The sequence below is a fragment of the Streptomyces hyderabadensis genome, from assembly GCF_020404845.1.
GTDB lineage: Bacteria > Actinomycetota > Actinomycetes > Streptomycetales > Streptomycetaceae > Streptomyces > Streptomyces hyderabadensis.
Genome location: NZ_JAIOJZ010000039.1, coordinates 31,038 through 53,515, shown reverse-complemented (window position 1 = coordinate 53,515; position 22,478 = coordinate 31,038). Strand labels below are relative to the sequence as shown.

20 protein-coding genes and 1 tRNA gene are annotated in these 22,478 nt (G+C 71.6%); 6 read left to right on the top strand and 15 right to left on the bottom strand.

Annotated elements, in window-relative coordinates; translation table 11 throughout:
- Window positions 1–112: 112 nt before the first annotated feature.
- The 3 genes from K7854_RS26260 to K7854_RS26250 all read right to left on the bottom strand — a co-directional run bounded on the left by K7854_RS26260 (window position 113) and on the right by K7854_RS26250 (window position 5,318).
- Window positions 113–1,942, bottom strand: a complete 1,830-nt coding sequence (locus K7854_RS26260) for a tetratricopeptide repeat protein (protein WP_226029007.1) — start codon at window positions 1,940–1,942, stop codon at window positions 113–115.
- A 230-nt stretch (window positions 1,943–2,172) separates the two neighbouring features.
- Window positions 2,173–2,246, bottom strand: a tRNA-Met gene (locus K7854_RS26255).
- An 84-nt stretch (window positions 2,247–2,330) separates the two neighbouring features.
- Complete coding sequence (locus tag K7854_RS26250; RefSeq protein ID WP_226029025.1) at window positions 2,331–5,318, bottom strand: UPF0182 family membrane protein; 2,988 nt, start codon at window positions 5,316–5,318, stop codon at window positions 2,331–2,333.
- A 164-nt stretch (window positions 5,319–5,482) separates the two neighbouring features.
- On the opposite strand from K7854_RS26250, the gene K7854_RS26245 reads away from it, so the two are divergent.
- Window positions 5,483–6,025, top strand: a complete 543-nt coding sequence (locus K7854_RS26245) for a PPA1309 family protein (protein WP_226029006.1) — start codon at window positions 5,483–5,485, stop codon at window positions 6,023–6,025.
- Between the two features lie 61 nt (window positions 6,026–6,086).
- Here K7854_RS26245 and K7854_RS26240 read toward each other — a convergent pair whose 3' ends face one another.
- The 4 genes from K7854_RS26240 to K7854_RS26225 form a co-directional block, all read right to left on the bottom strand.
- Window positions 6,087–7,181 (bottom strand): YlbL family protein, encoded by a 1,095-nt coding sequence (locus K7854_RS26240; RefSeq protein ID WP_226029005.1) that lies wholly within the window; start codon window positions 7,179–7,181, stop codon window positions 6,087–6,089.
- A gap of 74 nt (window positions 7,182–7,255) precedes the next feature.
- The gene (locus tag K7854_RS26235) at window positions 7,256–7,420 is read right to left on the bottom strand and encodes a hypothetical protein (RefSeq protein WP_007444545.1); all 165 of its coding nucleotides are present in this window, start codon (window positions 7,418–7,420) and stop codon (window positions 7,256–7,258) included.
- A 143-nt stretch (window positions 7,421–7,563) separates the two neighbouring features.
- Window positions 7,564–8,022, bottom strand: a complete 459-nt coding sequence (locus K7854_RS26230) for a molybdenum cofactor biosynthesis protein MoaE (RefSeq protein WP_003973775.1) — start codon at window positions 8,020–8,022, stop codon at window positions 7,564–7,566.
- Window positions 8,023–8,128: 106 nt separating this feature from the next.
- Window positions 8,129–9,250 carry an SDR family oxidoreductase gene (locus tag K7854_RS26225; protein WP_226029004.1) on the bottom strand — a complete coding sequence of 374 codons (1,122 nt, stop codon included), beginning with the start codon at window positions 9,248–9,250 and terminating at the stop codon, window positions 8,129–8,131.
- A gap of 192 nt (window positions 9,251–9,442) precedes the next feature.
- On the opposite strand from K7854_RS26225, the gene K7854_RS26220 reads away from it, so the two are divergent.
- Together K7854_RS26220 and K7854_RS26215 are read left to right on the top strand one after the other, a co-directional pair.
- A complete protein-coding gene (locus K7854_RS26220) occupies window positions 9,443–10,897 on the top strand; it encodes a zinc-dependent metalloprotease (RefSeq protein ID WP_226029003.1) in 1,455 nt (484 codons plus the stop codon).
- A complete protein-coding gene (locus K7854_RS26215) occupies window positions 10,894–11,409 on the top strand; it encodes an NUDIX hydrolase (RefSeq protein ID WP_226029002.1) in 516 nt (171 codons plus the stop codon). Before K7854_RS26220 ends, K7854_RS26215 begins: the two co-directional genes overlap by 4 nt.
- 58 nt (window positions 11,410–11,467) lie before the next feature.
- Here K7854_RS26215 and K7854_RS26210 read toward each other — a convergent pair whose 3' ends face one another.
- The 4 genes from K7854_RS26210 to K7854_RS26195 all read right to left on the bottom strand — a co-directional run bounded on the left by K7854_RS26210 (window position 11,468) and on the right by K7854_RS26195 (window position 15,404).
- Window positions 11,468–12,223: an AIM24 family protein gene (locus tag K7854_RS26210; protein WP_226029001.1), complete on the bottom strand. Its 756-nt coding sequence runs from the start codon at window positions 12,221–12,223 to the stop codon at window positions 11,468–11,470.
- Window positions 12,224–12,240: 17 nt separating this feature from the next.
- Window positions 12,241–12,921 (bottom strand): AIM24 family protein, encoded by a 681-nt coding sequence (locus K7854_RS26205; protein ID WP_030145911.1) that lies wholly within the window; start codon window positions 12,919–12,921, stop codon window positions 12,241–12,243.
- A 13-nt stretch (window positions 12,922–12,934) separates the two neighbouring features.
- Window positions 12,935–14,671: a TerD family protein gene (locus K7854_RS26200; protein ID WP_226029000.1), complete on the bottom strand. Its 1,737-nt coding sequence runs from the start codon at window positions 14,669–14,671 to the stop codon at window positions 12,935–12,937.
- A 136-nt stretch (window positions 14,672–14,807) separates the two neighbouring features.
- The gene (locus K7854_RS26195; protein ID WP_226028999.1) at window positions 14,808–15,404 is read right to left on the bottom strand and encodes a M48 metallopeptidase family protein; all 597 of its coding nucleotides are present in this window, start codon (window positions 15,402–15,404) and stop codon (window positions 14,808–14,810) included.
- Window positions 15,405–15,649: 245 nt separating this feature from the next.
- Between K7854_RS26195 and K7854_RS26190 the strand changes: the two genes are divergently transcribed.
- Both K7854_RS26190 and K7854_RS26185 read left to right on the top strand, forming a co-directional pair.
- Window positions 15,650–16,864: a TOMM precursor leader peptide-binding protein gene (locus tag K7854_RS26190; RefSeq protein WP_226028998.1), complete on the top strand. Its 1,215-nt coding sequence runs from the start codon at window positions 15,650–15,652 to the stop codon at window positions 16,862–16,864.
- Window positions 16,857–18,272, top strand: a complete 1,416-nt coding sequence (locus tag K7854_RS26185) for an ABC1 kinase family protein (RefSeq protein WP_226028997.1) — start codon at window positions 16,857–16,859, stop codon at window positions 18,270–18,272. The genes K7854_RS26190 and K7854_RS26185 overlap by 8 nt, the downstream gene beginning before the upstream one ends.
- Window positions 18,273–18,378: 106 nt before the next feature.
- On the opposite strand, the gene K7854_RS26180 is transcribed toward K7854_RS26185, so the two are convergent.
- From K7854_RS26180 to K7854_RS26165, 4 genes are all read right to left on the bottom strand, one after another.
- Window positions 18,379–18,702 carry a putative WhiB-interacting protein gene (locus K7854_RS26180; protein ID WP_226028996.1) on the bottom strand — a complete coding sequence of 108 codons (324 nt, stop codon included), beginning with the start codon at window positions 18,700–18,702 and terminating at the stop codon, window positions 18,379–18,381.
- Complete coding sequence (locus K7854_RS26175) at window positions 18,699–19,067, bottom strand: WhiB family transcriptional regulator (protein ID WP_003973786.1); 369 nt, start codon at window positions 19,065–19,067, stop codon at window positions 18,699–18,701. The genes K7854_RS26180 and K7854_RS26175 overlap by 4 nt, the downstream gene beginning before the upstream one ends.
- A gap of 174 nt (window positions 19,068–19,241) precedes the next feature.
- Window positions 19,242–19,574, bottom strand: a complete 333-nt coding sequence (locus K7854_RS26170; protein WP_226028995.1) for a hypothetical protein — start codon at window positions 19,572–19,574, stop codon at window positions 19,242–19,244.
- Window positions 19,575–19,738: 164 nt separating this feature from the next.
- Window positions 19,739–21,946, bottom strand: coding sequence for an ATP-dependent DNA helicase UvrD2 (locus K7854_RS26165; protein WP_226028994.1), 2,208 nt, complete (start codon window positions 21,944–21,946; stop codon window positions 19,739–19,741).
- 210 nt (window positions 21,947–22,156) lie between these two features.
- On the opposite strand from K7854_RS26165, the gene K7854_RS26160 reads away from it, so the two are divergent.
- On the top strand, window positions 22,157–22,399 hold the full coding sequence (locus K7854_RS26160) for a mycoredoxin (RefSeq protein ID WP_030400692.1): 243 nt from the start codon (window positions 22,157–22,159) through the stop codon (window positions 22,397–22,399).
- Window positions 22,400–22,478: the final 79 nt, after the last annotated feature.

Below are 22,478 nucleotides of genomic sequence, written 5' to 3'. Positions count from 1 at the left end.
AGTCGTGCCGCTGGGGCGGCACGGGTGGGCGCAGCGGCACCCGGCAAGCGCCGGCACCTTCAAAAGGCACCCAAGCTCAGCGCAGCGTCAGGCACCCAAGCTCAGCGCAGCGTCACGCCGACAGCTCCTGCCGCAACGCGTCCCGCAGCCGCGCCGCCCGCTCCCCCACCTCCGCCGGCCCCAGCGACACCGCTAGGTCCGCCCAGCGCTGCCCCTCCGCCAGCTCCCCCCGCCGCGCGAAGACCAGCGCCAGCCGCAGCGCCGCCCGCCCGTGCCCGGCGTCGGCCGCCCGGCGCCACCACACGACGGCCTCCGGCTCGCTCCCCTCGCGCGCCAGCAGCAGCCCCAGATTGAACGCGCCGTTGCGCGACCCGGCCTCGGCCGCCTCCCGGTACCACCGCGCGGCCTCCACCACGTCGCCCCGCGCCGCGGCGAGCATCCCGACCCGCACCTGGGCCCGCCGGTGGCCCTGGGAGGCCGCCCGCTCGTACCACTCCTCGCACTCGGACCTCTCCTGCGCCGGCTCGCCCAGCTCGTGCGCGGGCGGCGGTGGACGGCGCGCGTCCAGCACCGTCGCCAGCCGGTACGCGGCCTCCGCGCTGCCGCCCCCCGCCGCGCAGCGCAGGAAGCGCTCCGCCTCGCGCTCGTCCCCGGCGCGCAGCCGCGCCATCCCGACCTGGAGCGCCGCCTCGGTGTGCCCGGCCGCGGCGGCCCGCTCGTACCAGCGCAGCGCCGTCCGCTCCTCGCTCCGCCCGGCGTGCAGGATCCCGAGGTTGAAGGCGGCGTCGACGCTGCCCGCCTCGGCGGCCTTGGAGAACCACGGTTCGGCGCCGCTCTCGTCCCCGGCGCGCAGCAGCAGGATGGCCAGTGCGTTCGAGGCCTCCCGGTGCCCCGCGTAGGCCGCCCGCCGGTACCACTGCTCGGCCTGCGTGGTGCGGCCCTGCTCGGCGCAGAGCAGTCCGAGGTTGTACGCCCCGTTGTCGTCACCGGCGTCCATCGCGGCCCGGTACCAGCGCTCCGCGGTCTGCGGCTCGCCGCGCTCGGCGTGCAGTGCGCCCAGGGCGTTGGCGGCGTTGCCGTCGCCGTCCTGGGCGGCGCGCAGCCACCACACGGCGGCGCTCTCGGTGTCCCCGGCGTCCCGCAGCAGGAAGCCGAGCGCGCAGGCGGCGCGGGCCTCGCCGTCCTTGGCGGAGGTGAGGTACCAGCGGCCGGCCTCCTTCAGCTCCCCGCGCTTCTCCAGGATCGTCCCCAGGTGCAGCGCGCCCCGCCGGTGGCCACGCGCGGCGGCCTGCCGGTACCACTGCTCGGCCTCGTCGGCCGCGAGGGCGGCGGCCTTGTCGTCGCCGTCCCGCCCGGCCCGCCGGTCCAGCGTCCGCGCCAGCCGGTACGCCGCTTCCCGGTGCCCGCGCTCGGCCGCGGCCCGCATCCACCGCTCGGACCCGGTGGCGTCGCCGCGGTGCTCCAGCAGGTCGGCGAGCGCGTAGGCGCCCAGTACGTGGCCCTGTTCCGCGGACTGGCACAGCCAGTACTCGGCGGCGGGTTCGTCCCCGCGTTCGCGGAAGTGCCGGCCCAGCGCGTGCGCGGCGGCGGCGGAACCGGCGACGGCGGCGATGCGCCACCAGCCGGCGGCCTCGTCGGCGTACCCGCGCTGGTGCAGCAGGACGCCCAGGTTGTTGGCGGCGGCCCGGTCGCCGGCCGCGGTGGCGGCACGCAGGTGGGACTCGGCTCCGTCGAAGTCGCCGCGGCGCAGCAGCATCGCGCCGAGCACGCTCATCGCCTCGACGTCACCACCGTCGACGGCGACCCGCAGGCGCACTTCCTCGGCGGCCTGGTCGGCGGCCTCCTGAGCCTCGTCCGCGGCCTCCTGACCCGACAGTTCACCGGACGGCTGCGCAAAACGCCCCGTCCCGAACAGATTTGCCATGTCCCCCATAACGTTCATCGTCGCACCACCCGCAACCTCGGTACATCCGGTATACCGCAGTCAGTGAGGTCACTTCAGCGTTTTGTCGACATGCCCACAGGGAGACAAGTCAAACACAGAACTGCCCAACTCCCCTTGGCGGCGCGGCCGTCGTGTCCACCGGTACATGCGTTCGCACATCACGAAGGCCCGGATTCCTTGTGGAATCCGGGCCTTCGTGGTCGCTCGCACTTGGCTCACGACTTCAGTAGCGGGGACAGGATTTGAACCTGCGACCTCTGGGTTATGAGCCCAGCGAGCTACCGAGCTGCTCCACCCCGCGCCGTTGTGTTCACAACCCTAGCACGGCGCGGGATGGGCTTTGACCAGCTCGAACGCCCGGCGCGAACGCCCGGCGAGGCGCTCGTCAGCCGGTGTCCGAGCCTCCCCCGGCATCACCGGTCGGCGTCGCGTCCGGACTGGCCTTGTCGTCTCCGGCCTTGTCCCCGCTGTTCTTGTCGTCGCCGTTCTTGCCGCCGGCGCTCTGGTCGGCCTTGGCCTGTGCGTCCTCGGCCCGCTGGAGCGCCTCCTCGAGGTCCTTCTGCGCCTCGGCGTACGCGGCCAGGTCCTTCTGCTCCAGGGCCTTCTGCCCGGCGTCGAAGGCCTTCTGCGCATCGCTCAGCGCTTCCCGGACCGTGGGGTTGGTGGACGTCGGTGGCGGTTCGGTGGTGTCGTCGCCCTCGTCCGGTGGCTGTTCGTTCTCGGCGGCCTGGGCTCCGAAGACCTTGTTCAGGGCCGCGTCGAGTGTGTTCTCGAAGGCGGTGTTGCCCCCGTAACTCACCAGGACCTTGCGCAGCAACGGGTACTTGAGGTCGCCGCCGCGCACGTAGACGGGCTCGACGTACAACAGTCCGCCGTCGAGCGGCACCGTCAGCAGGTTGCCGTACTCCACCTCCGAGTCGCCGCCTCTCAGCAGCCTGATGGACTCGGCGATGTCCTGTTCGGAGTTGAACTGGCTCTGCACCTGTTTGGGTCCGTCGACGGTCGTGCTCGTCGGCAGTTTCAGGATTCTGATCTTGCCGTAGTCACTGGTCCCGGCCTCGGCGTCGACCGCCATGAACGCGCTGAGGTTGTCACGCCCGTTGGGAGTGAACGTCGTCGTCAGCGAGAACGCCTGCGCGTCCTGGTCGGGCATCTTCATGCTCAGGTAGTACGGCGGCACCGCGTCGCCCGACTTGTTGGTCGGGTCGTCCGGCACCTGCCACACCTCGCTGCCGCTGAGGAAGGTGTTGGCGTCCTTCACGTGGTAGCGGGTGAGCAGCTCGCGCTGGACCTTGAAGAGATCCTGCGGATAGCGCAGGTGCGCCATCAGCTCGCTGGAGATCTCGCTCTTGTCCTTCACCGTGCCCGGGAACGCCTTCTTCCAGGTCTTCAGGACCGGGTCGTCGGTGTCCCACTCGTAGAGCTTCACGTCACCGCTGTACGCGTCGACGGTCGCCTTCACGGAGTTGCGGATGTAGTTGACCTGGTTCTGCTGGGCCACCACCGCGCGCGAGTTGTTGTTCGCGGTGAGCGAGTCGGCCGTGGTGTCGCCGAGCGTCGTGCGCGAGGCGTACGGATAGCCGTTCGTCGTGGTGTACGCGTCGACGATCCACTGGATACGGCCGTCCACCACCGCCGGGTAGGCGTCGCCGTCGATGGTCAGCCAGGGTGCGACCGCCTCGACGCGCTCCTTGGGCGTGCGGTTGTAGAGGATCCGCGAACCGTCGCCGATCGCACCGGAGTAGAGGATCTGCGGCTCGCTGAACGCGGCCGCGTACGCCGCCCGGTTGATCGGGTTGGACAGGTCGACCCCGCCGTCGCCCTTGTAGCTGAAGGTTTTCTCCCCGGTGTCGTCGGAGTAGTCGATCTCCTTCTGGGGACCGCCGACGATCGAGTAGGTGGTGGTCTTCTCGCCGTAGTAGATCCGCTGCTCGTACTTCCCGAGGTCGCCCTCGGACGGCAGGTTGGACTCGGTGAAGACCGGGCGCCCCTCGGAGTCGACCTGGGTGCCCTTCGCCGCGACCACGCCGTAGCCGTGGGTGTAGCGGAAGTGGTTGTTGATCCAGTTCTTCTTCGGGATGCCCGCCAGGTTCAGCTCGCGCAGGCCGATGACCGTGTCCTGGTCCTTGCCGTCCTTGGCGTAGCGGTCGACGTCCAGGTTGGTCGGGAACGCGTAGTAGTTACGCATCTGCTGGAGCTGCTGGAAGGTCGGCGAGATGACGTTCGGGTCCATGATGCGGACGGACGCGGCGGCGTCCACGTCGTCACGGAGCTTCGTCTTGTCCTTGGTCTGGCTCTTGCCCGGGTACTCGGTGACCTGGGTGCCCTGGATGTCGTAGGCCTCGCGGGTGGCCGCGAGGTTCTTCTCGACGTACGGCGCCTCCTTGGCCTGCTCGTTCGGCTGGACCTGGAACTTCTGGACCAGCGCCGGGTACAGGCCGCCGATGAGGATCGCGGAGAGCACCATCAGGCCGAAGCCGATGACCGGCAGCTGCCAGGTGCGCCGCCACAGGGTGGCGAAGAAGAGCAGCGCGCAGATGACGGCGATGCAGAACAGGATCGTCTTGGCCGGCAGGTAGGCGTTGGCGTCGACGTACCTCAGACCCGTCCAGTTGTCGGTCGCCTTGAAGTCGCTGGACTTCACCGCGAGGCCGTACCGGTCGAGCCAGTAGGCGACCGCCTTGAGGGCGACGAAGACGCCGATGAGCACCGAGAGGTGCCCGGTGGCCGCGGCCGTGGCACGCGCACCCGGGCTGGTGACGCGCAGCCCGCCGTACAGGTAGTGGGTGAGCGCGGCGGCGATCACGGAAATGATCACGGCTGCGAAGCCGAAGCCGAGCAGGAACCGGTACCAGGGCAGGTCGAAGGCGTAGAAGGCGACGTCCAGCTTGAACTGGGGGTCCTTCTGCCCGAAGGGCACGCCGTTGACCCACATCAGCCAGGTCCGCCACTGGCCGGACGCCGAGGCGCCGGCGATCAGGCCGACGAGGGCGGTGATGCCGAGCAGCAGCCACTTCTTGTACGGGGCGATGCCCATCCGGTACCGGTCGAGGTTCTGCTGCTCCATCGACATGGCGCTCAGCGGCGGGCGCAGGCGGTGGGCCAACCAGATGTTGAACCCGACGGCGAGCGCCATCAGCAGGCCGAAGACGAAGAAGAGCCCGATCTTGGTCCACAGGGTCGTCGTGAACACCGACGAGTAGTGGACCGACCGGTACCAGAGCCAGTCCGTCCAGAATCCCGCGAACATGGTGAACGCCATGGCGAGCACGGCGAGGACACCAAGTGTCAGCAGCAGGGTTCGGACACGCCGGGACGGGCGGCCCACTCTGATCCGCGGCCCCGTCGGGGGGCCTCCGCCGCGGTCCGGCATCTGGAAAGCCAAGGTGCGCACCTCGAAGTTCGCTGTTGATCCGTCAGGCCCTCGGGTTCGCGGGCCCCCCGTGCGCCCCCGTGATCGCGGGCCCACACTTATGCAACTTACTCATCGTTTACTCGGTTCCCGATTCGGGCCATGAACGAGGCAGGATTGTGACCATGTCCAACACCCCCATGGCAGCGAGCCCCCTCACCCGGGCCGTACTCGAGATCGACGAGTACGTCTCCGGCCTCGGCTGGGACCAGCCCGCACGCCTCTTCGCCCTTGTCGACACCGCACGGCTGCGGGCCGACCAGCCCTCGCTCGCGGACCGGCTCGGTCTGCAGGACGAGCCGGAGACTTCCGGCCTCACCCCGATCGAGCAGGACGAGATTCCAACGGACCAGGCGCTCGACGAGTTCCTGGGCACCATCGCCTGGCCCGACGCCGTGGTCGGCTGCGCGCTCGCCGTGGAGCGCCTGATGCTGCCGCCCTCCGCCGAGGCCCAGGTGCCCCAGGGCCTGAACGAGAAGAAGCTCGCGCGATGGGTGGCGGAGCACCCGGACCGTCAGGAGGTCCGCATGACGGTCGGGGTCCTGCGCGACGGCGCCCGCGACTCGGCCCTGCGGCTGCGGGAGAAGGACACCGCCACGGAGGTGCTCACGGGCTCCGACCTGGTGCCGGGTCTGGCCGAGGCGCTGACGGCGACCTTCGCGGAGTAGCGCCGGCGGACGCCGACCGCCGGGACGGCTGGGCGGGACGGCTGGGTGGGAGGGCCGCCCGCTACTCCTTCGTGCACTTCGGCAGGTCGGCGGTCTTCCCGGAGCGGATGTCCTTCAGCGCGCCGAGGGCGTCGTCGATGGTGTCGACCTTCACCAGGGTGAGCCCGTCGGGGGTGTCCTCGGCGGCCGCCGCGCAGTTGTCCGCGGGCGTCAGGAAGTACTGGGCGCCCTTGTCGTGCGCGCCGATGGTCTTCATGCCGATGCCGCCGATCGGGCCGACCTTGCCGTCGTCGTCGATCGTCCCGGTGCCGGCGACGAACTTGCCGCCGGTGAGGTCGCCCGGGGTCAGCTTGTCGTAGATGCCGAGGGCGAACATCAGACCGGCGCTCGGGCCGCCGACGTCGGCCAGCTTGATGTCGATGTCGAACGGGAACGTGTGGTCGGTCCCGGCGGAGATCCCGACGACGGCGCGCTTCTCGCCGGCGTCGTCGGAAGCCTCGGTGGTGATCGTGACCTTCTGCGTCTTCGTCGCCGTCCGCCGCTCCTTCTCCGCGGCCGCCTGCTCCTTGGCGGGCACGATGGTGAAGACGGTGTCCTCGCCCGGCTCGTGCTTGGTCACCAGTTCGGCGACGTCCGAGGGCTTCGTGACGGTCGTGCCGTCCACGGCCTTGATCACGTCACCGGCGTGCAGCCTGCCCTGCGACGGGGAGTCCTTGACGACGGCGGAGACGACGACCCAGGACTTCACCGGGATGTCGAGCGCCTTCAGGGCGGCCACCTTCGCGGTCTCCTGGGACTGGCTGAACTCCTCCGCGTTCTCCTGGGTGGCCTCTTCCTCGGTCTTGCCGTCCGGGTAGAGGGTCTCGTGCGGCACCACGCTGTTGTCGTGCGCCAGCCAGCCGTAGACGGCCTCCACGAGGTTCATCTTGTACTCGGCGCTGGTGACCCGGACGGTGGTCATGTTCAGGTGACCGCTCGCCTCGTAGGTCTTGTGGCCGGAGATCTGCAGCACCGGCTCGCCGTCGTGGTCCCCGAGGGTGTTCACCGTCGGCCCGGGTGACATCTCCGAGTACGGCACGGGGATGAAAACACCCGCGCACAGGAGCGCGATCAGCATCAGGGTGGAGGCGAGCATCGTCGCGGTGCGGCGTGGCATGGCACGACAGTACGGGACGCGGCTGTCAGAACACCGTCAGGGCTGCGGTCGTCGGGCGACCGTCGCGGCGGCGGTCAGGCGCCCGTGCGGGGCTTCTCCATGGCTTCGCGGAAGCGGGCGTACCCGTCCAGCTCGGGACCGTCGCTGCGGGCCTTGCGGGTCCGGTTGGCCCAACTGCCCCACAGGCCCGCACCGACGGCGGCGACCAGCGGAATCAGCAACCAGGCAAGCGCTGCCATGCCGACCTCCCAACCCCATGAGCGTCCGCGACTGACTGATCAGCAGATTAACCATTCGCAGTGACAACGCTCACGCCGGGGGGCGGGTTACGCAACCGGAGCCGCGGGCGCGGCGGGCCGGGGGGCGCGGCAGGCCGGGGGCGCTACGCGCCCACCCATTCCTCGGTGCCGTCGGAGAACGTCTGGTGCTTCCAGATCGGCACCTCGTGCTTGAGGTCGTCGATCAGCTTCCGGCAGGCGTCGAAGGCCTCGCCCCGGTGCGGGCAGGACACGGCGACGACGACCGCGAGGTCCCCGACCTCCAGATCCCCCACACGGTGCAGCGCCGCGAGCGCCCGTACGGGGTACTCGGCGACGACCTTCTCGGCGATCCGCCGCATCTCGGCCTCGGCGCTCGGGTGGCACGAGTACCCGAGCCGGTCGACGTCGGTGCCCCCGTCGTGGTTGCGCACGGTCCCCACGAACAGTGCGGTACCGCCCGAAGCGTCGTCCCCGACCGCGCCGAAGACCTCGTCCACGGACAGCGGCGTCTCTCGGATGCCGATCAGCTTGACGGGGTCCGCTGCGGCCCGCTCACCGGGGTGATCGTTCGTGGTTGCCATACGCCCATCGTGCCGCACGCCGCGGACGGCGCGGAATAGCGTGATCGCCCGGCACGCGCGCGTACGGCGTTGGAGCCTCCTACAGCGGCCGCCGGCGGAGCCTGCCTCAGATGCGGCGCCGGGCCTTGCGCGCGCGGCGCACCACCGCGGCCGCGCCCAGCAGCGCCACCGTGGCGCCCGCGGCCCCCGCCGCCGTCGCGTCCTTGCGCCCGAGGCGCCGGCCGGCGACCGTGTGCCGCCCCGAGACCTCCTCGAGCAGCTCCGCCAGGACCTCCTCGTTCGTGTGCTTGGGCCGCCATCCGGCATCGTGCAGGCGGCTGCCGCTCACCACCCAGGGGTACATCGTGTAGGCCAGGTCCCCCGCCGGGGAGGGCGTCAGTCCGATCCGGTGCAGCCGGGCCGCCGCGCCCAGCGCGACCGCGGACGGCAGCTCCATGCGCCGGATGCCGCTCAGCTCCTCGACCTCCTCCTGCTCCAGCCAGCCGTCGCACCCGACGGCCAGCTCGCCGTCGGCCTTCTCCAGGACGGCGTACTCCAGGGCGCTGCACAGGTCGTCGACGTGGCAGAACTGCCAGGCCGGCCGCGATCCGGCCACGACCAGCAGCCGGGGCGACTCGAAATACCTGGTCAGCGCGGTGTCCATGCCCCCGACCAGCACGGCGGGCCGCACCACCGTCACGTTCAGGCCGGGATGCGCCCGGGGTGCGCGCCGCGCGAGCCGCTCGATCTCCAGCAGGTCGCCGACGCCCGTGGCCTCGGCCGTGGCACGCAGCTCGGCGTCCTCGGACAGCGGCAGCTCGTTGTCCGGGAGGGCGCCGTAGACCATCGCGGAGGTGCACAGCACGACCCGGTGCACGCCGGCCGCCGCCGCGGCGGTCAGGACGGTCTGCGTCCCCCGGACGTTGTAAGCCGTACGGGCGGCCGCGTCGGTCTCCAGGTCGAGGTCGAGCGCCAGGTGCACCACAACGTCCGCACCACGCAGTTTCTCGGCGATGGCCGGGTCCCGTACGTCCAGGATCTGCCACTGCGCGGCCTCGCACTCCCCGCGCCGTTCGTCGATCGCCACGACCTGTCTGACCTCGGCGGACGCGGCGAGCCGCGCGGTGAGCAGGGCCCCGACCCCGGAGGCGGCACCGGTGACCGCGACGACGGGCCCGCGCGCGCCGGGGCGGGCGGAACTGGTTGACTGGTTTCGCGCTGCGCGAACCTGCGGATCTGGGGAACTCACCGGGCGTCTCCAGAGGTTGTCTTCAGTACGAGCGCGAGCGACGCGTGCGTACCAGGTGGCATCCATCCTGCCGCAGGCCGTCAGTCGGCGAAGCACCGAGGCCCGAACGGCTTCGGGTGTCTACGCTGGGTGGTGAAGTCGGGCAGCCGTGCCGCCGGAAAGAACCGGCGGCCCTACCAGCCGAGGAACCCCGTGAGTGACACCCCATTCGGATTCGGCCTTCCGCCGGAGGAGCCGGACGACGGCGACGAAGGCAAGAAGAAGGACCAGCAGAGCGGCGGTGGTCAGGGACCGGCCAACCCGTTCGGTTTCGGGATGACCGGAGCCGGAGGCCTGGGCGGCCCCGGCGCGGACAACCCGTTCGCTGCCATGTTCGGTTCCATGAACCCCAACGACCTGGGCGCCGCGTTCCAGCAGCTGGGCCAGATGCTCTCCTACGAGGGCGGCCCGGTGAACTGGGACATGGCCAAGCAGATCGCTCGCCAGACGGTCTCCCAGGGCACGCCCGACGGCCGCAAGGACGCCAGCGTGGGTCCCGCCGAGCGCAATGCCGTCCAGGAGGCCGTGCGCCTGGCCGACCTGTGGCTGGACGACGCCACCGCCCTGCCGTCGGGCGCGGGCACCGCCGTCGCCTGGAGCCGCGCGGAGTGGGTCGAGGCGACCCTGCCCGCCTGGCGCGAGCTGGTCGACCCGGTCGCCGAGCGCGTCGGCAACGCCATGGGCGACGTCCTGCCGGAGGAGATGCAGGCCATGGCCGGCCCGCTGATCGGCATGATGCGGTCCATGGGCGGCGCCATGTTCGGCACGCAGATCGGGCAGGCCGTCGGTGTGCTCGCCGGCGAGGTCGTCGGCTCGACCGACGTGGGCCTGCCGCTCGGCCCGGCCGGCAAGGCCGCGCTGCTGCCGGTGAACATCGAGTCGTTCGGCAAGGACCTCGGCGTACCCCAGGAGGAGGTGCGGCTGTACCTGGCCCTGCGCGAGGCCGCCCACCAGCGTCTCTTCGCGCACGTGCCGTGGCTGCGCTCGCACCTGTTCGGCGCCGTCGAGGGCTACGCCCGTGGCATCAAGGTCGACACGGCCAAGCTGGAGGACGTGGTCGGCCAGTTCGACCCGCAGAACCCGGAGCAGCTGCAGGAGGCTCTCCAGCAGGGCATGTTCCAGCCGGAGGACACCCCGGAGCAGAAGGCGGCCCTGGCCCGTCTGGAGACGGCCCTGGCGCTCGTCGAGGGCTGGGTGGATGCGGTGGTGCACACCGCGGCCAAGCCGCGCCTGTCCTCCGCCGACGCGCTGCGCGAGACGCTGCGCCGCCGGCGCGCCTCGGGCGGTCCCGCGGAGCAGACCTTCGCCACGCTGATCGGCCTGGAGCTGCGCCCGCGCCGGCTGCGCGACGCCTCCCGCCTGTGGGCGTCCCTGACGGACGCGCGCGGTGTCGACGGCCGGGACGGTCTGTGGGCCCACCCGGACATGCTGCCGACCGCGACCGACCTGGACGACCCGGACGGCTTCGTGCACCGCGAGCAGCTGGACTTCTCCGAGCTGGACAAGATGCTCGGCGAGGCGGCGGGCAAGCCCGACCTGAAGAAGAAGGACCAGGGCGAGGACGGCGACGACGGCCGGGACGAGCCCAAGGGCGACGGCCGCGAGTGAGCCTCCACGACGACGCGGTCCTGGTCCTGAAGGCGTACGAGGGCCAGGACGAGCTGCGGCAGGTCTACCTGGACCATCTCGCCACGCACCCCGACGGGATGTGGAAGGCCTGCGCCGACGGGCACGTCACGGCGAGTGCCATGGTGATCGACCCCCCGCGCGGACGGGTCCTGCTGACCCTGCACAAGAAGATGCGCATGTGGCTCCAGATGGGCGGCCACTGCGAACCGGTCGACGAGACGCTGGCCCGGGCGGCCCTGCGCGAGGGCACGGAGGAGTCGGGCATCGCCGGGCTGACGCTGCTGCCGGGCGGTCCGGTGCGGCTGGACCGCCACCACACGCCCTGCGCCTGGCACCTCGACGTCCAGTACGCGGCCGTGGCTCCCGAGGGTGCCGTGGAGGCGATCAGCGACGAGTCCCTCGACCTGCGCTGGTTCCCGTACGCCGAGGTCGCGGACGTGGCCGACGAGTCCGTCGTGCGCCTGCTGGAGGCGACCCGCGCCCGCCTGTGACCGGCGAGGGGTGACCGCCTGTGCGATCACCCCTCGCCGAAGTGGCTGCCTCCCGTGCTCAGCTCCAGACGTTGCCCTGGTTCTGACCGCGGGCCCCCTGCTGCCCCATGCCGTACTGGGCGGCGAGGCCCGAGCCGATCTGCGCGTTCTGCGGCGGCAGCAGCTCGCTGGGCTGGACGAGCGCGAAGCCGCTGCCCATGAAGCTCAGCTCCCAGCCCTCGCCGGTGCTACCGCGGCGCCGCCACACCCCGGAGGAGTGCGTCTGGGCCTGCATCTGCACGCGCAGACCGGTGGACCAGGCGACGATCGCGTCGGCATCGCAGTTGACGTACTTGTCGGGCGTGACCTGCATGAACAGGGGAGATCCGGAGGTCATCAGGGCGACCTTGCCCCGCCCGGTGATGTTGAGCTGGTACTTCCCCGAGCCGGAGATGCCGTAGAGGCTGTCCACCGCGATGACCTCGTGGTGGAGGTTTGAATCCATCGCGAGCACATAGCTGCTGTCGACGGTGAGGCCGTCCTGGTCGACGTCCACCACGTGGACGCACTGGGCGAGGTTGGAGAAGTAGACCGTGCCCTGACCGTGGCAGCGCATCAGGTCCAGGCCCTCACCCGTGTGCGCACGCGCGCGCGACTGGCTGTTGCTCTGGTACTCGGCGTCGAACTCGACGAGCCCCTGGTAGGCGACCATCGTGCCCTTGCGGGCGAGCACGTCGTCGTGGCCCGTCAGGGCGACCCGGAGCATGTGCTTGTTCTGCAGGCTCCAGGCTTCCTGGGTCTGCTGGTCGTTGTAGGCGAAAATCGGGCTCTGCATGATGTTCTGGCTCCCCCTCAGCCCCGCACCCGGAGGCGGTCGGTGCTGTCCTCACTGGGCTGGACGACGACGATGCCCTGACCGGAGAAGGCCATCTGGAAGGCCTCGCCGCTGCCGCGGCCGATCAGCGACTGCGCCTTGAAGCTGCGCTTGCCCTTCACCTTGAGGTTCGGGGACCAGGCGACGAGCGCGTCGGGGTCGACGTAGGTCTCGTCCTCGCCACCGCCGCAGTCGACCACGATCGGCTTGCCCCGGGAAGTGAGCGCGACCCAGCCCTGACCGGAGATCTTGGTGTTCCACAGGCCCTGGCCGGCGAACTTCGCCAGGCCCTTGACCCGCTCCACGCCCCAGGTGAGGTGGGCGTCGAAGGCGAGCAGGTTGGTGGCGTTGACGGAGATCCCGTCGCCGTTGAGGTTGATGACGACGACGTTGGCGCCGTAGTCGGCGAGGTAGAGCAGTCCGTCGCCGGAGCACTTCATCAGGGGCGCGCCCTCGCCGGTCATCCAGTCCTTGGCGATCTGGCGGACGGCCGGCGGGTTGGGCTCGTACTGGACGAAGCCCTCGTAGGCGACCATCGAGCCCACGCGCGCGAGGAGGTCGTTTCCGGTCTGCATGGCGACCTTCAGCATGTGGTTGCCGTGGTTCTCCATGCGGGCGGCGACGGGTGCGGGAGCGTAGCCCGCGAGCGGCTGGTTCATGTCGGGCTCTCCCTCAGATCTCGTACGGCTGGACGACGACGAAGCTGCCGGGCGCGGCCCGGAACTGCAGGTTGACGCTCTCGCCCGTGTCGCCCGCGTAGGAGTTGCGGCGCATCCGCACCTGGCTGGAGACGACCACCTGGGCGGCGGCGGACCAGGCGACCACGGCGTTGCAGTCGGCGAAGGTCGTGGGCGTGACGGGCAGCACCACGGGCACACCGCGCGTCTTCACGACGATCGTGCCGGTGCCCTGGAACTGCATCGTGAACAGCGCGCCGCCCGGGATGCCGTGCCCCTCGATGCGGCGGACCTCGTACTGGAGGCTCTCGTCGAAGGCCAGGACGTTCTCCGCGGAGACGCAGACGGCGTCGCCCTGCAGCTCGATGGGGTGCAGCATCGCGGAGTTGTCCGCGAGGAACACCTGCCCCTTGCCGGTGCAGCGCATCAGCTGCATCTCCTGGCCGGTCGCGTTGCCCACGACCCGGCCGGCGAATCCGGCGCCCTTGTAGCTGAAGTCGACCTTGCCCTGGTAGAGCACCATGCTGCCCTGCCGGGCGAGCACGGGCTGGCCCTCGGCTCCGAGGTCGACGCGGACCAGCTTCTTGTTCTGCTGGGTCCAGCGCTGCCCGGTCGGGGTCTCCCGGAACTGCTGGAGCGCCGCGGTCACCCCGGCGCCCTGCGGCGCTCCCTGCGGGATGCCCTGCGGTGCGCCCTGGGGAGGCTGCTGGCCGTAGCCGGGCGGCGGTGTCGGCTGCCCGTAGCCGGGGGGCGCGGTCGGCTGGCCGTATCCCGGCGGCGGGGGCGGGGCCTGGGGGGCCTGCGGCTGGCCGTAGCCGGGCGGCGGCGCGGTCTGGCCGGGGACCTGGCCGTACGGCGGCTGCTGACCGGGCTGGCCCGGCTGGCCGTACGGCGCGGGTGCCGGGGCGGGGGGCGGCACCGGGGCGCCGCCGGGCGGCGTGTTCATGGGCGCCACGATCGTCTGCGCGGCGTGCACGTCCGGGGCGGGCGCCGGGGCGGGAGCCGGAGGGGGTGTGGCGGCGGGCGGCGGCGCGAAGCCCTGCGAGGCGGGCTGCGGGGCCGGCTGCGGTGCGGGGGCCGGGGCCGGTGCGGACGCGGCGGGTGCGCCGAAGGCCGGCGGCGCCGAGGCCTGGGCGGGCGGGGCGAAGCCCGGGGCGGCACCGGCCTGCGGCTGCTGCGCCTGCTGCGGGGCGGGCGCCTCGTCCTCGGCCACCTCGCCGCCGAAGTTCCTCAGCAGCGCGTCGAGGCCGCCGTCGAAGCCCTGTCCCACGGCGGCGAACCGCCACACGTCCTTCAGGTAGAAGTCGCCCAGCATCACGGCGCGCTCGGTGGAGAACTCGGCGCCGCTGAACGGGTACCGGGCCACCTCCTCGCCACCCGCGACGATCCGGATGTACCCCGGTCCCACCTGCGACATCTGGCCCGCGCCGTCGATCGTCGCGGTGAAGGACAGCTTCTGGATCTGCTGCGGGATCCGGTCCAGGGTGACCCGGAAGGACTCCGTGTCGCCCGCCTGCGCACCCAGGAGCTGGATGGACTCCTCGGGGGTCTTCGGTTGGTTGAAGAACACGAAGTACCGGTCGTCCGACAACCGCTCGTCGGCATCGAGACCGAAGCAGCTGATGTCGAAGCTCAGCCCGGGGCCGGAGATCTGCACGCCTACGTACAGATCCGTGCCCGCGGTGAGGTCACTGATCCTGGCCTTGTGGCCGCGTTGAAATTCCCTGGCCATGCGTTACGACCGTCCCCCATCCGAGTGTGAGTGCGTCGCGACAGGCTAACGGCAAACACCGACACCCGAGGAAGTCGGTACAGACCCGGTACGAAACCCGTGCGAGGCCGTGTCAGGCACCGGTCGGCGCCGCACGCTACTCGCTGCGGGCGCCGGGTACGTGCGGCAGCCGGTCCGCGGCGACCACGCCCTCCAGGTAGCCCCTGGCGCGCTCGGTCCGCGGATAGGCCTCCAGGAGCCGCCAGAACCTGGGCCCGTGCCCGGGGACCAGCAGATGCGCCAGTTCGTGCAGGAGGACGTAGTCGACGACGTACTCGGGCATGCCCTGGAGGCGGTGCGACAGGCGGATGCTGCCCTCGGACGGGGTGCACGAGCCCCAGCGGGTGTTCTGGTTGGTGACCCAGCGGACCGAGGCGGGCCGGGCCCGGCCCTCGAAGTACTGTCCCGACAGGCGCTCGGCGCGCTCGGCCAGCTCGGCGTCGCCGAGGACACGCTTGCTCTCCTGGGCGGCCAGCTTGTCCAGCATGACGCTCACCCAGCGTTGCTCCTCGGCCTCGGACATCCGGGCGGGGATCAGCACGACGGTGCGATCGCCCTCGCGGTACGCGGATACCGTGCGGCGTCGCCGGGTGCTCCTGCGCACCTCGATCGCGCTCGTCCCCGGGCCGCTGGGTGGCGGACTCGTCGTGGTGCGCGGGGGTGCCCCGGCGCGGTGCAGTGGGTCGGCGGACACGCCACGACGTTACCCGCTGCACACGGGGAAGTCCCGGCTCCGGGACGCATCGGTGCCGATCCACCACTCGTCCTGGGACATGGGCGGTTGATTCGTACGACGAATACCCACTGCCTGTGGACAACTTTCGACGCCCTGGAGCGCTTCCGGGCATGCTGGCTCCCGCGGACGGATTCGCGACCGGCCGAATGCCGAGGACGCAGAACGACACGGGAAGACGCAGCAGGACGAACGGGGGACCTGGTATGCATCCGATGGTGAAGCCCGCGCTCAGGCGCGGCTGGCGTGATCTGAACACCGTGCAGTTCGGGATGACACCGGCGCACGCGCTGACGCTGGCTCCGGTGGACACGGCGACGGGCAGCTTCCTCGAACTGCTCAACGGCACCCGTGGCCCGGCGCTCCTGCGGGAGGCGGGACATCGCATGGATCTGCCGGAGGGGCATGTCGACCGGGTCGTGGAGGGACTGGCGCGGGCGGGTCTGCTCGACGACTCCCGGGGCGGCGGACCGGCCGCCGACGCCCTGCGGGAGAAGAAGGAGGTCCTCGACCGGCTCGGCCCCGACCTGGCCTCACTGTCCCTGACCACCTCGGCACCGGGCGACGCGATCAGACACCTGGCCGCCCGGCGGACCCTGCGGGTGGGTGTGCGGGGTGCGGGACGGGTGGGCGCGGTGCTGGCGGCGCTGTTGTCGGGCGCGGGCGTCGGCGAGATCGACGTGCGCGACGGCGGACGCGTCGAGCCGTGGGACGTCGCGCCGGGCGGCCTGCCCGCCGAGTCGGTCGGCGACCGCCGGGACGAGACGGCCCGCCGTGTCGTCCGCCGGGCCGCCCCCGACCGGCCGCCGCGCCGCGGCCCGACGGCACCGCCCGAGGAGGCCGCCCCTGGCCTCTCCCTGGTGGTCGTCGCCCCGCGCGACGACGTCGCGGTGCACACCCCCGACCCCGCCGCCGCGGAGCCCCTGATGGCCTCCGGCACGCCCCACCTGTACGCCGGTGTGGTGGAGGGAACCGGCGTCGTCGGCCCTCTCGTCCTGCCCGGCGAGACGGGGTGCGCCGGATGTCTGTACGCCGACCGCACCGACCGGGACCCGGCCTGGCCGCGGCTGGTCGCGCAGTGGCGCTCCGGCCGGCCGCGCCGGGTACCGCCCTGCGACCTCACCCTCGCCACCACCGTCGCCGGGTTCGCTGCGGCGCACGCGCTCGCCTTCCTGGACGGCCGGACGCCGTCGAGCACGGGCGCGCGCTGGGAGGTCGCGCTGCCCGGCCTGCGATGGCAGGTGCGGCCGGTCCGGGCGCACCCCGGCTGCCCCTGCGGAGCGGCCGGAAAAGGTAAGCGGGAACACATCCCCGAGGACGGGCGGCGGCGCGCGACAATGGCTGGGCAAGGGCCGTCGGCGGACGTACACCACGAGGTGGAACCGGCACGGCCGGCTGGGACTTGGAGGGCGCATGTCTGATCTTCCGCGCAAGGCGGTCACCCGGACCGCCAAGCTCGCCGCGCTCCCGCTCGGCTTCGCCGGGCGGGCCACCTGGGGGCTGGGCAAGCGAATCGTGGGCGAGTCCGCGGAGATGGTCGGCCAGCAGCTGCAGCAGCGCACCGCGGACCAGCTGTTCAAGGTGCTGGGTGAGCTCAAGGGCGGGGCGATGAAGTTCGGACAGGCCCTGTCCGTCTTCGAGTCGGCGCTGCCCGAGGAGGTCGCCGGCCCCTACCGGGCCGCGCTGACCAAGCTGCAGGAGGCGGCGCCGCCGATGCCGACCCGCACCGTGCACGCCGTGCTCGCGGAGCGGCTCGGTGAGGACTGGCAGGACCTGTTCCTGGAGTTCGAGGACAAGCCCGCCGCGGCCGCCTCGATCGGGCAGGTGCACCGGGGGGTGTGGCACGACGGCCGCGAGGTGGCGGTCAAGGTGCAGTACCCGGGCGCCGGCGAGGCCCTGCTGTCCGACCTGAACCAGCTCAGCCGCTTCGCCCGGCTGCTCGGGCCGCTGGTGCCCGGCATGGACATCAAGCCGCTGATCACCGAGCTGAAGGACCGGGTCTCGGAGGAGCTGGACTACGACCTGGAGGCACAGGCCCAGCGGACGCATGCCGAGGTCTTCGACGAGGACCCGGACATCGTGGTGCCGGACGTCGTCCACCAGTGCGAGCAGGTGCTGATCACCGAGTGGATCGACGGCATCCCGCTGTCGGAGATCATCTCGAACGGCACACAGGAGCAGCGCGACCGGGCCGGCCAGCTGCTGGCCCACTTCCTCTTCTCGGGGCCGGCCCGCACCGGGCTCCTGCACGCCGACCCGCACCCCGGCAACTTCAGGCTGCTGCCCGGCGGGCCCCGGGGCGAGGACGACTGGCGCCTGGGCGTCCTGGACTTCGGCACGGTCGACCGCCTGCCGGGCGGCCTGCCCGAGCCCATCGGCGAGGCGTTGCGCATGACGCTGGACGGCGAGGCGGAGGCCGTCTACGAGATGCTCTGCGCGGAGGGCTTCGTCAAGGAGTCGATAGAGCTGGACCCGGACGCGGTTCTCGACTACCTGCTGCCGATCATCGAGCCGGCCAGGGTCGACGCGTTCACCTTCACCCGCGGCTGGATGCGGAGCCAGGCCGCCCGCATCGGTGATCCCCGCTCCCCCGCGTACCAGCTGGCCAAGCAGCTCAACCTGCCGCCGGCCTACCTCCTGATCCACCGCGTCACCCTGAGCACCATCGGTGTGCTGTGCCAGCTGGGGGCCACCGTCCGGCTGCGCGACGAGCTGGAGGAGTGGCTGGTCGGGTTCCTCGCCGAGGACGGGGCCGCGGAGTCGGACGAGGACCTCGCCGAGGAGGCCGAGGACGTGTACGAGGTGAAGGAGGCGGCCGCGGAGGCCTGATCCACCGGGGCCGAACACGCCGTGGGGGCCGGCCCGTTGGAACGGACCGGCCCCCGTGTGCGGAGCTTCGTCTCCCGCCGGGAGACCACCGCTTCAGGTGTGTCGGTTACTGCATGACCGCCATGGCCAGCGCACGCCGGGCACGCATCGAGGCGCGCTCCGCCCGACGCTGCATCCGGCGAGCGGTCGCCAGGCGCAGCGCCCGGCGTTCCTGCTCGGCCTCATGCAGGCGGTCGTGCATATGCGCACGTGCCAGGGCTTCTGGGATGAGTTGCATCTCACGGGTCCTGTTCTGACGCGAGTCCTTCGCGCCGCTGGTGGTGAAGTCTTCAGGCGCGGTGCCTGCGGTGTCGTGGGTGGACGGCTTCATCGGGGCCTGCTTCTGGGGGTCGTACGTGAGGGGGCGGTCGATCGTTCCTGCGGTGTTCATGCCGAAACCGGGTTCTTGCGCGGGCGGCCACGGGGCCGCTTCCGGGCAACGACGACACCCTGGACGAACAGCTCGCCACCCCAGACGCCCCAGGGCTCACGCCGCTCCTTGGCACCGGCGAGGCAGGCCTCGATCAGCGGGCAGGTGCGGCAGAGGGACTTGGCGTACTCCACGTCCGCCGGCGACTCGGCGAAGAAGACCTCCGGGTCGTAGGAGCGGCAGGGGACGGGCACGCCGAGGTTCTCGATGGCGTCGTCGAGCGCGGTGAGCGCGGTGAGCGGGGTCAAGGTGGAGTCCTCCGTGGAACAGGGCTTGGGGATCGTGTCGGAAGGCGGTACGGACGGGGCGTGCGCTTCGAGTTGCACGGGTGGTCTTCCTCGTCTGTTCGTTCCGGCCGGTTGACCGGGTGGCGGCTTGGTACCGGGTCTTTTCTTGTCCCGAGGCTCCTTCTTGCTGTCGCCCCCGTTCGGGGACAAACAGAAGGGCCGCGGATCCCGGGTGGGGTTCCGCGGCCCTGAAGGCGCCGGCCTGATCGGCGATCAGGCTGGATCACTCCAGGGTTCTGGCCCACGGAAGGCCCACATCAGGTGGTGCTGCGTCGTCTGCTTCCGGAATCCGGCACCGGTCGCGGTAAAGGCATAGGCCTGCGCCTGTGCCACTACTGCTGCTTCCAGTGCCTTGGTCGGTCGCTCATTGCGCTCGCGGACGGGAAGGCCCGCGGGAGCGGAAGCGGCGGCAGCCGGACGCACGGCACGAATGCCGGACAGACCGGTGCCCGAGTGGGAAGCGCCGAGCGTGCACAGGGAGACGGCCGAGCGATCGGTCATTTTGGCGGTGGAGCTGACGACGAAGCTGCTGTTGATGCTGATCACTGGACTCGCCTCCTCTCGGCGTCTCGGGGGACTGGGACGAACCAGTCCGCGGATATGCAAGTACAACACGGATTCAGGGCCTCCGGGAAGGCCGCTGTTCCCGTGACCAAGAACCTATGGGGATTCCCGGGGCATGCGCAAACTATTTTTTCGACGAGTTTGCATCAGTCGTCCTCGTCAAGTCCCACGCCCTCCTGACCTGCGCAGATCGCCAGGACGTCGGCCCCGTAGCGGTTGAGCTTGCGCGCCCCAACCCCTGGGATCCGGGCCAGTTCCCGCTCGTCCTCGGGGACGGACTCGGCGATCGCCATCAGCGTCTTGTCGGTGAAGACGCAGAACGCGGGCTGTCCGCTGCGTCCCGCCTGCACCGCCCGCCACTCGCGCAGCCGCTCGTAGACGCCCTCGTCCATGTCGGACGGGCAGCCCTCGCAGCGCATCAGCTTCATCTCACCGGCGTCGGTGAGCGTGCGTCCGCAGACCCGGCAGCGGGCCGGTGTCCGCCGGGTCCTTCTCGGCACGGCGGCCTCGGTACCGCCACCGCCGCCTCGGAACCCGCGCTCCACGCCTCCGGTGCCCCCGGCGGCCGCCCGCCCGCCTGCCGTGCCCGAGCCGGGCCGCAGACCCTTCAGGAAGCGGCTGGGCCTGCGGCTCGGCCGGCCGCCGGGCGACCGGGCCAGCGCCCAGGACAGGTGCAGCCGTTCACGCGCGCGGGTGACACCGACGTAGAGCAGGCGGCGCTCCTCCTCGATCTGCTCGTCGGTCTTTGCGTAGGTGATCGGCATCATGCCCTCGGCGACGCCGACCAGGAAGACGACGTCCCACTCCAGGCCCTTGGCCGAGTGCAGGGAGGCGAGGGTGACGCCCTGCACCGTCGGCGCGTGCTGGGCACCCGCGCGCTCGTCGAGTTCCACGACGAGATCGCTCAGCGTGGCACCGGCTCGGGCGGCGGCGAAGTCCTGGGCCAGGCCGACCAGTGCGGCCAGCGACTCCCAGCGCTCCCGCACGGCGCCCGAACCGGCCGGGGGCTCGGTCGTCCAGCCCTCTCCGGACAGCACCGCGCGCACCTGGGAGGGCAGGTCGACGACGTCGTCCAGGAGGGAGTCGTTGCCGCCGAAGCGCGCCGCGGCCCGCAGGGCGCTGCCGGCCTTGCGCACCTCCGGCCGGTCGAAGAACCGCTCCGCCCCCCGCAGCTGGTAGGGCACGCCGGCGTCGGCGAGCGCCTGCTCGTAGGTCTCCGACTGGGAGTTGGTGCGGAACAGGACGGCGATCTCGGCGGCCGGGACGCCCGAGTCGATGAGCTCGCGGATGCGGCGGGCCGCTCCCTCGGCCTCGGCCGGCTCGTCGGCGTACTCGGCGTAGACGGGCTCGGGGCCCGCGGCACGCTGGGAGACCAGCTCCAGGCGGTGGTCGGCGGCCCGGCCCCGGGCCTGGCCGAGGAGGCCGTTGGCGAGGTGGACGACCTGGGGGGTGGACCGGTAGTCGCGGACCAGCTTGACGACGGTGGCGCCGGGGTGGCGGACGCGGAAGTCGAGCAGATGGTCGGGGGTTGCTCCCGTGAACGAATAGATCGTCTGGCTGGCGTCGCCGACCACGCACAGGTCGTCGCGGTCCCCGAGCCACAGCTCCAGCAGGCGCTGCTGGAGGGGGCTGACGTCCTGGTACTCGTCGACCACGAAGTGCTGGTACTGGGCGCGGACCTGGTCGGCGACGTCCTGGCGGTCCTGGAGGACGGCCACCGTCAGCAGCAGCACGTCCTCGAAGTCGATGACGGAGCGTGCGCGCTTGAGGTCCTCGTAGGCGGCGTACAGCTGCGCGATCTCCGCCGGGTCGCGGGGCGCCTCGCGGCCGGCCTTGGCCGCGGCCAGGGCGTAGTCCGCGGGGACGGTCTGGGTCACCTTGGACCACTCGATCTCCGCGGCGGCGTCGCGCAGCTCGCCCCGGTCGAGGCGGATGCGGCAGGCCGCGGCAGCGTCGGCGACGAGCTGGATCTTGCGGTCGACGAGCCTGGGCAGGGAGCCACCGATCGCTTTCGGCCAGAAGTACTGGAGCTGCCGCAGCGCCGCCGAGTGGAAGGTGCGGGCCTGCACCCCGGCGGCGCCGAGCTGGCGCAGCCGGCCGCGCATCTCACCGGCCGCACGGTTGGTGAAGGTGACGGCGAGGACGCTGGAGGGCTGGAGGATCCCGGCCCGCACCCCGTAGGCGATGCGGTGGGTGATGGCCCGGGTCTTGCCCGTACCGGCTCCCGCCAGCACGCACACCGGGCCGCGCAGGGCGGTCGCCACCTCGCGCTGCTCGGGGTCGAGCCCGTCGAGCACCGCGTCGGCCGAGTCCGGTACCTGCGGGAAGAGGGTGGAGTGCGTTGCTGCTGTCACACCGCCATGCTGCCAGGTCTCGCGGGACGGGTGAGTCGGTTGTCCACAGGCACGCACCGATAGTCGCACCAATGCGACAGGTGTCACGCGATGGGCATCCCGCGGCGGGGAATGCGCGACGGGAATGGTCGCGGCGCCATGGACGTTCCCCTCGTGCGACCTCAACCCCGAGCCGCCGCTTCCCCGAGTCGCCGAAGGAGCACGAGAGACATGCCGGGCACTGTGACGATGTACAGCACCACGTGGTGCGGCTACTGCCGTCGGCTGAAGAGCCAGATGGACCGCGAGGGCATCGCGTACACCGAGGTCAACATCGAGCAGGACCCGGAGTCCGCCGCGTTCGTGGAGAAGGCGAATGGCGGAAACCAGACGGTGCCGACCGTGCTCTTCCCCGACGGCTCGACGCTGACGAACCCGTCGCTGGCGCAGGTGAAGCAGAAGATCGGCGCGTAGCCGGTACGGCGGACGCCGGGCACCGGACGCCGCCGGTCGTAGCAGGTGAAGAGGGGCGGTCCACTCCCGCTGCGGGAGT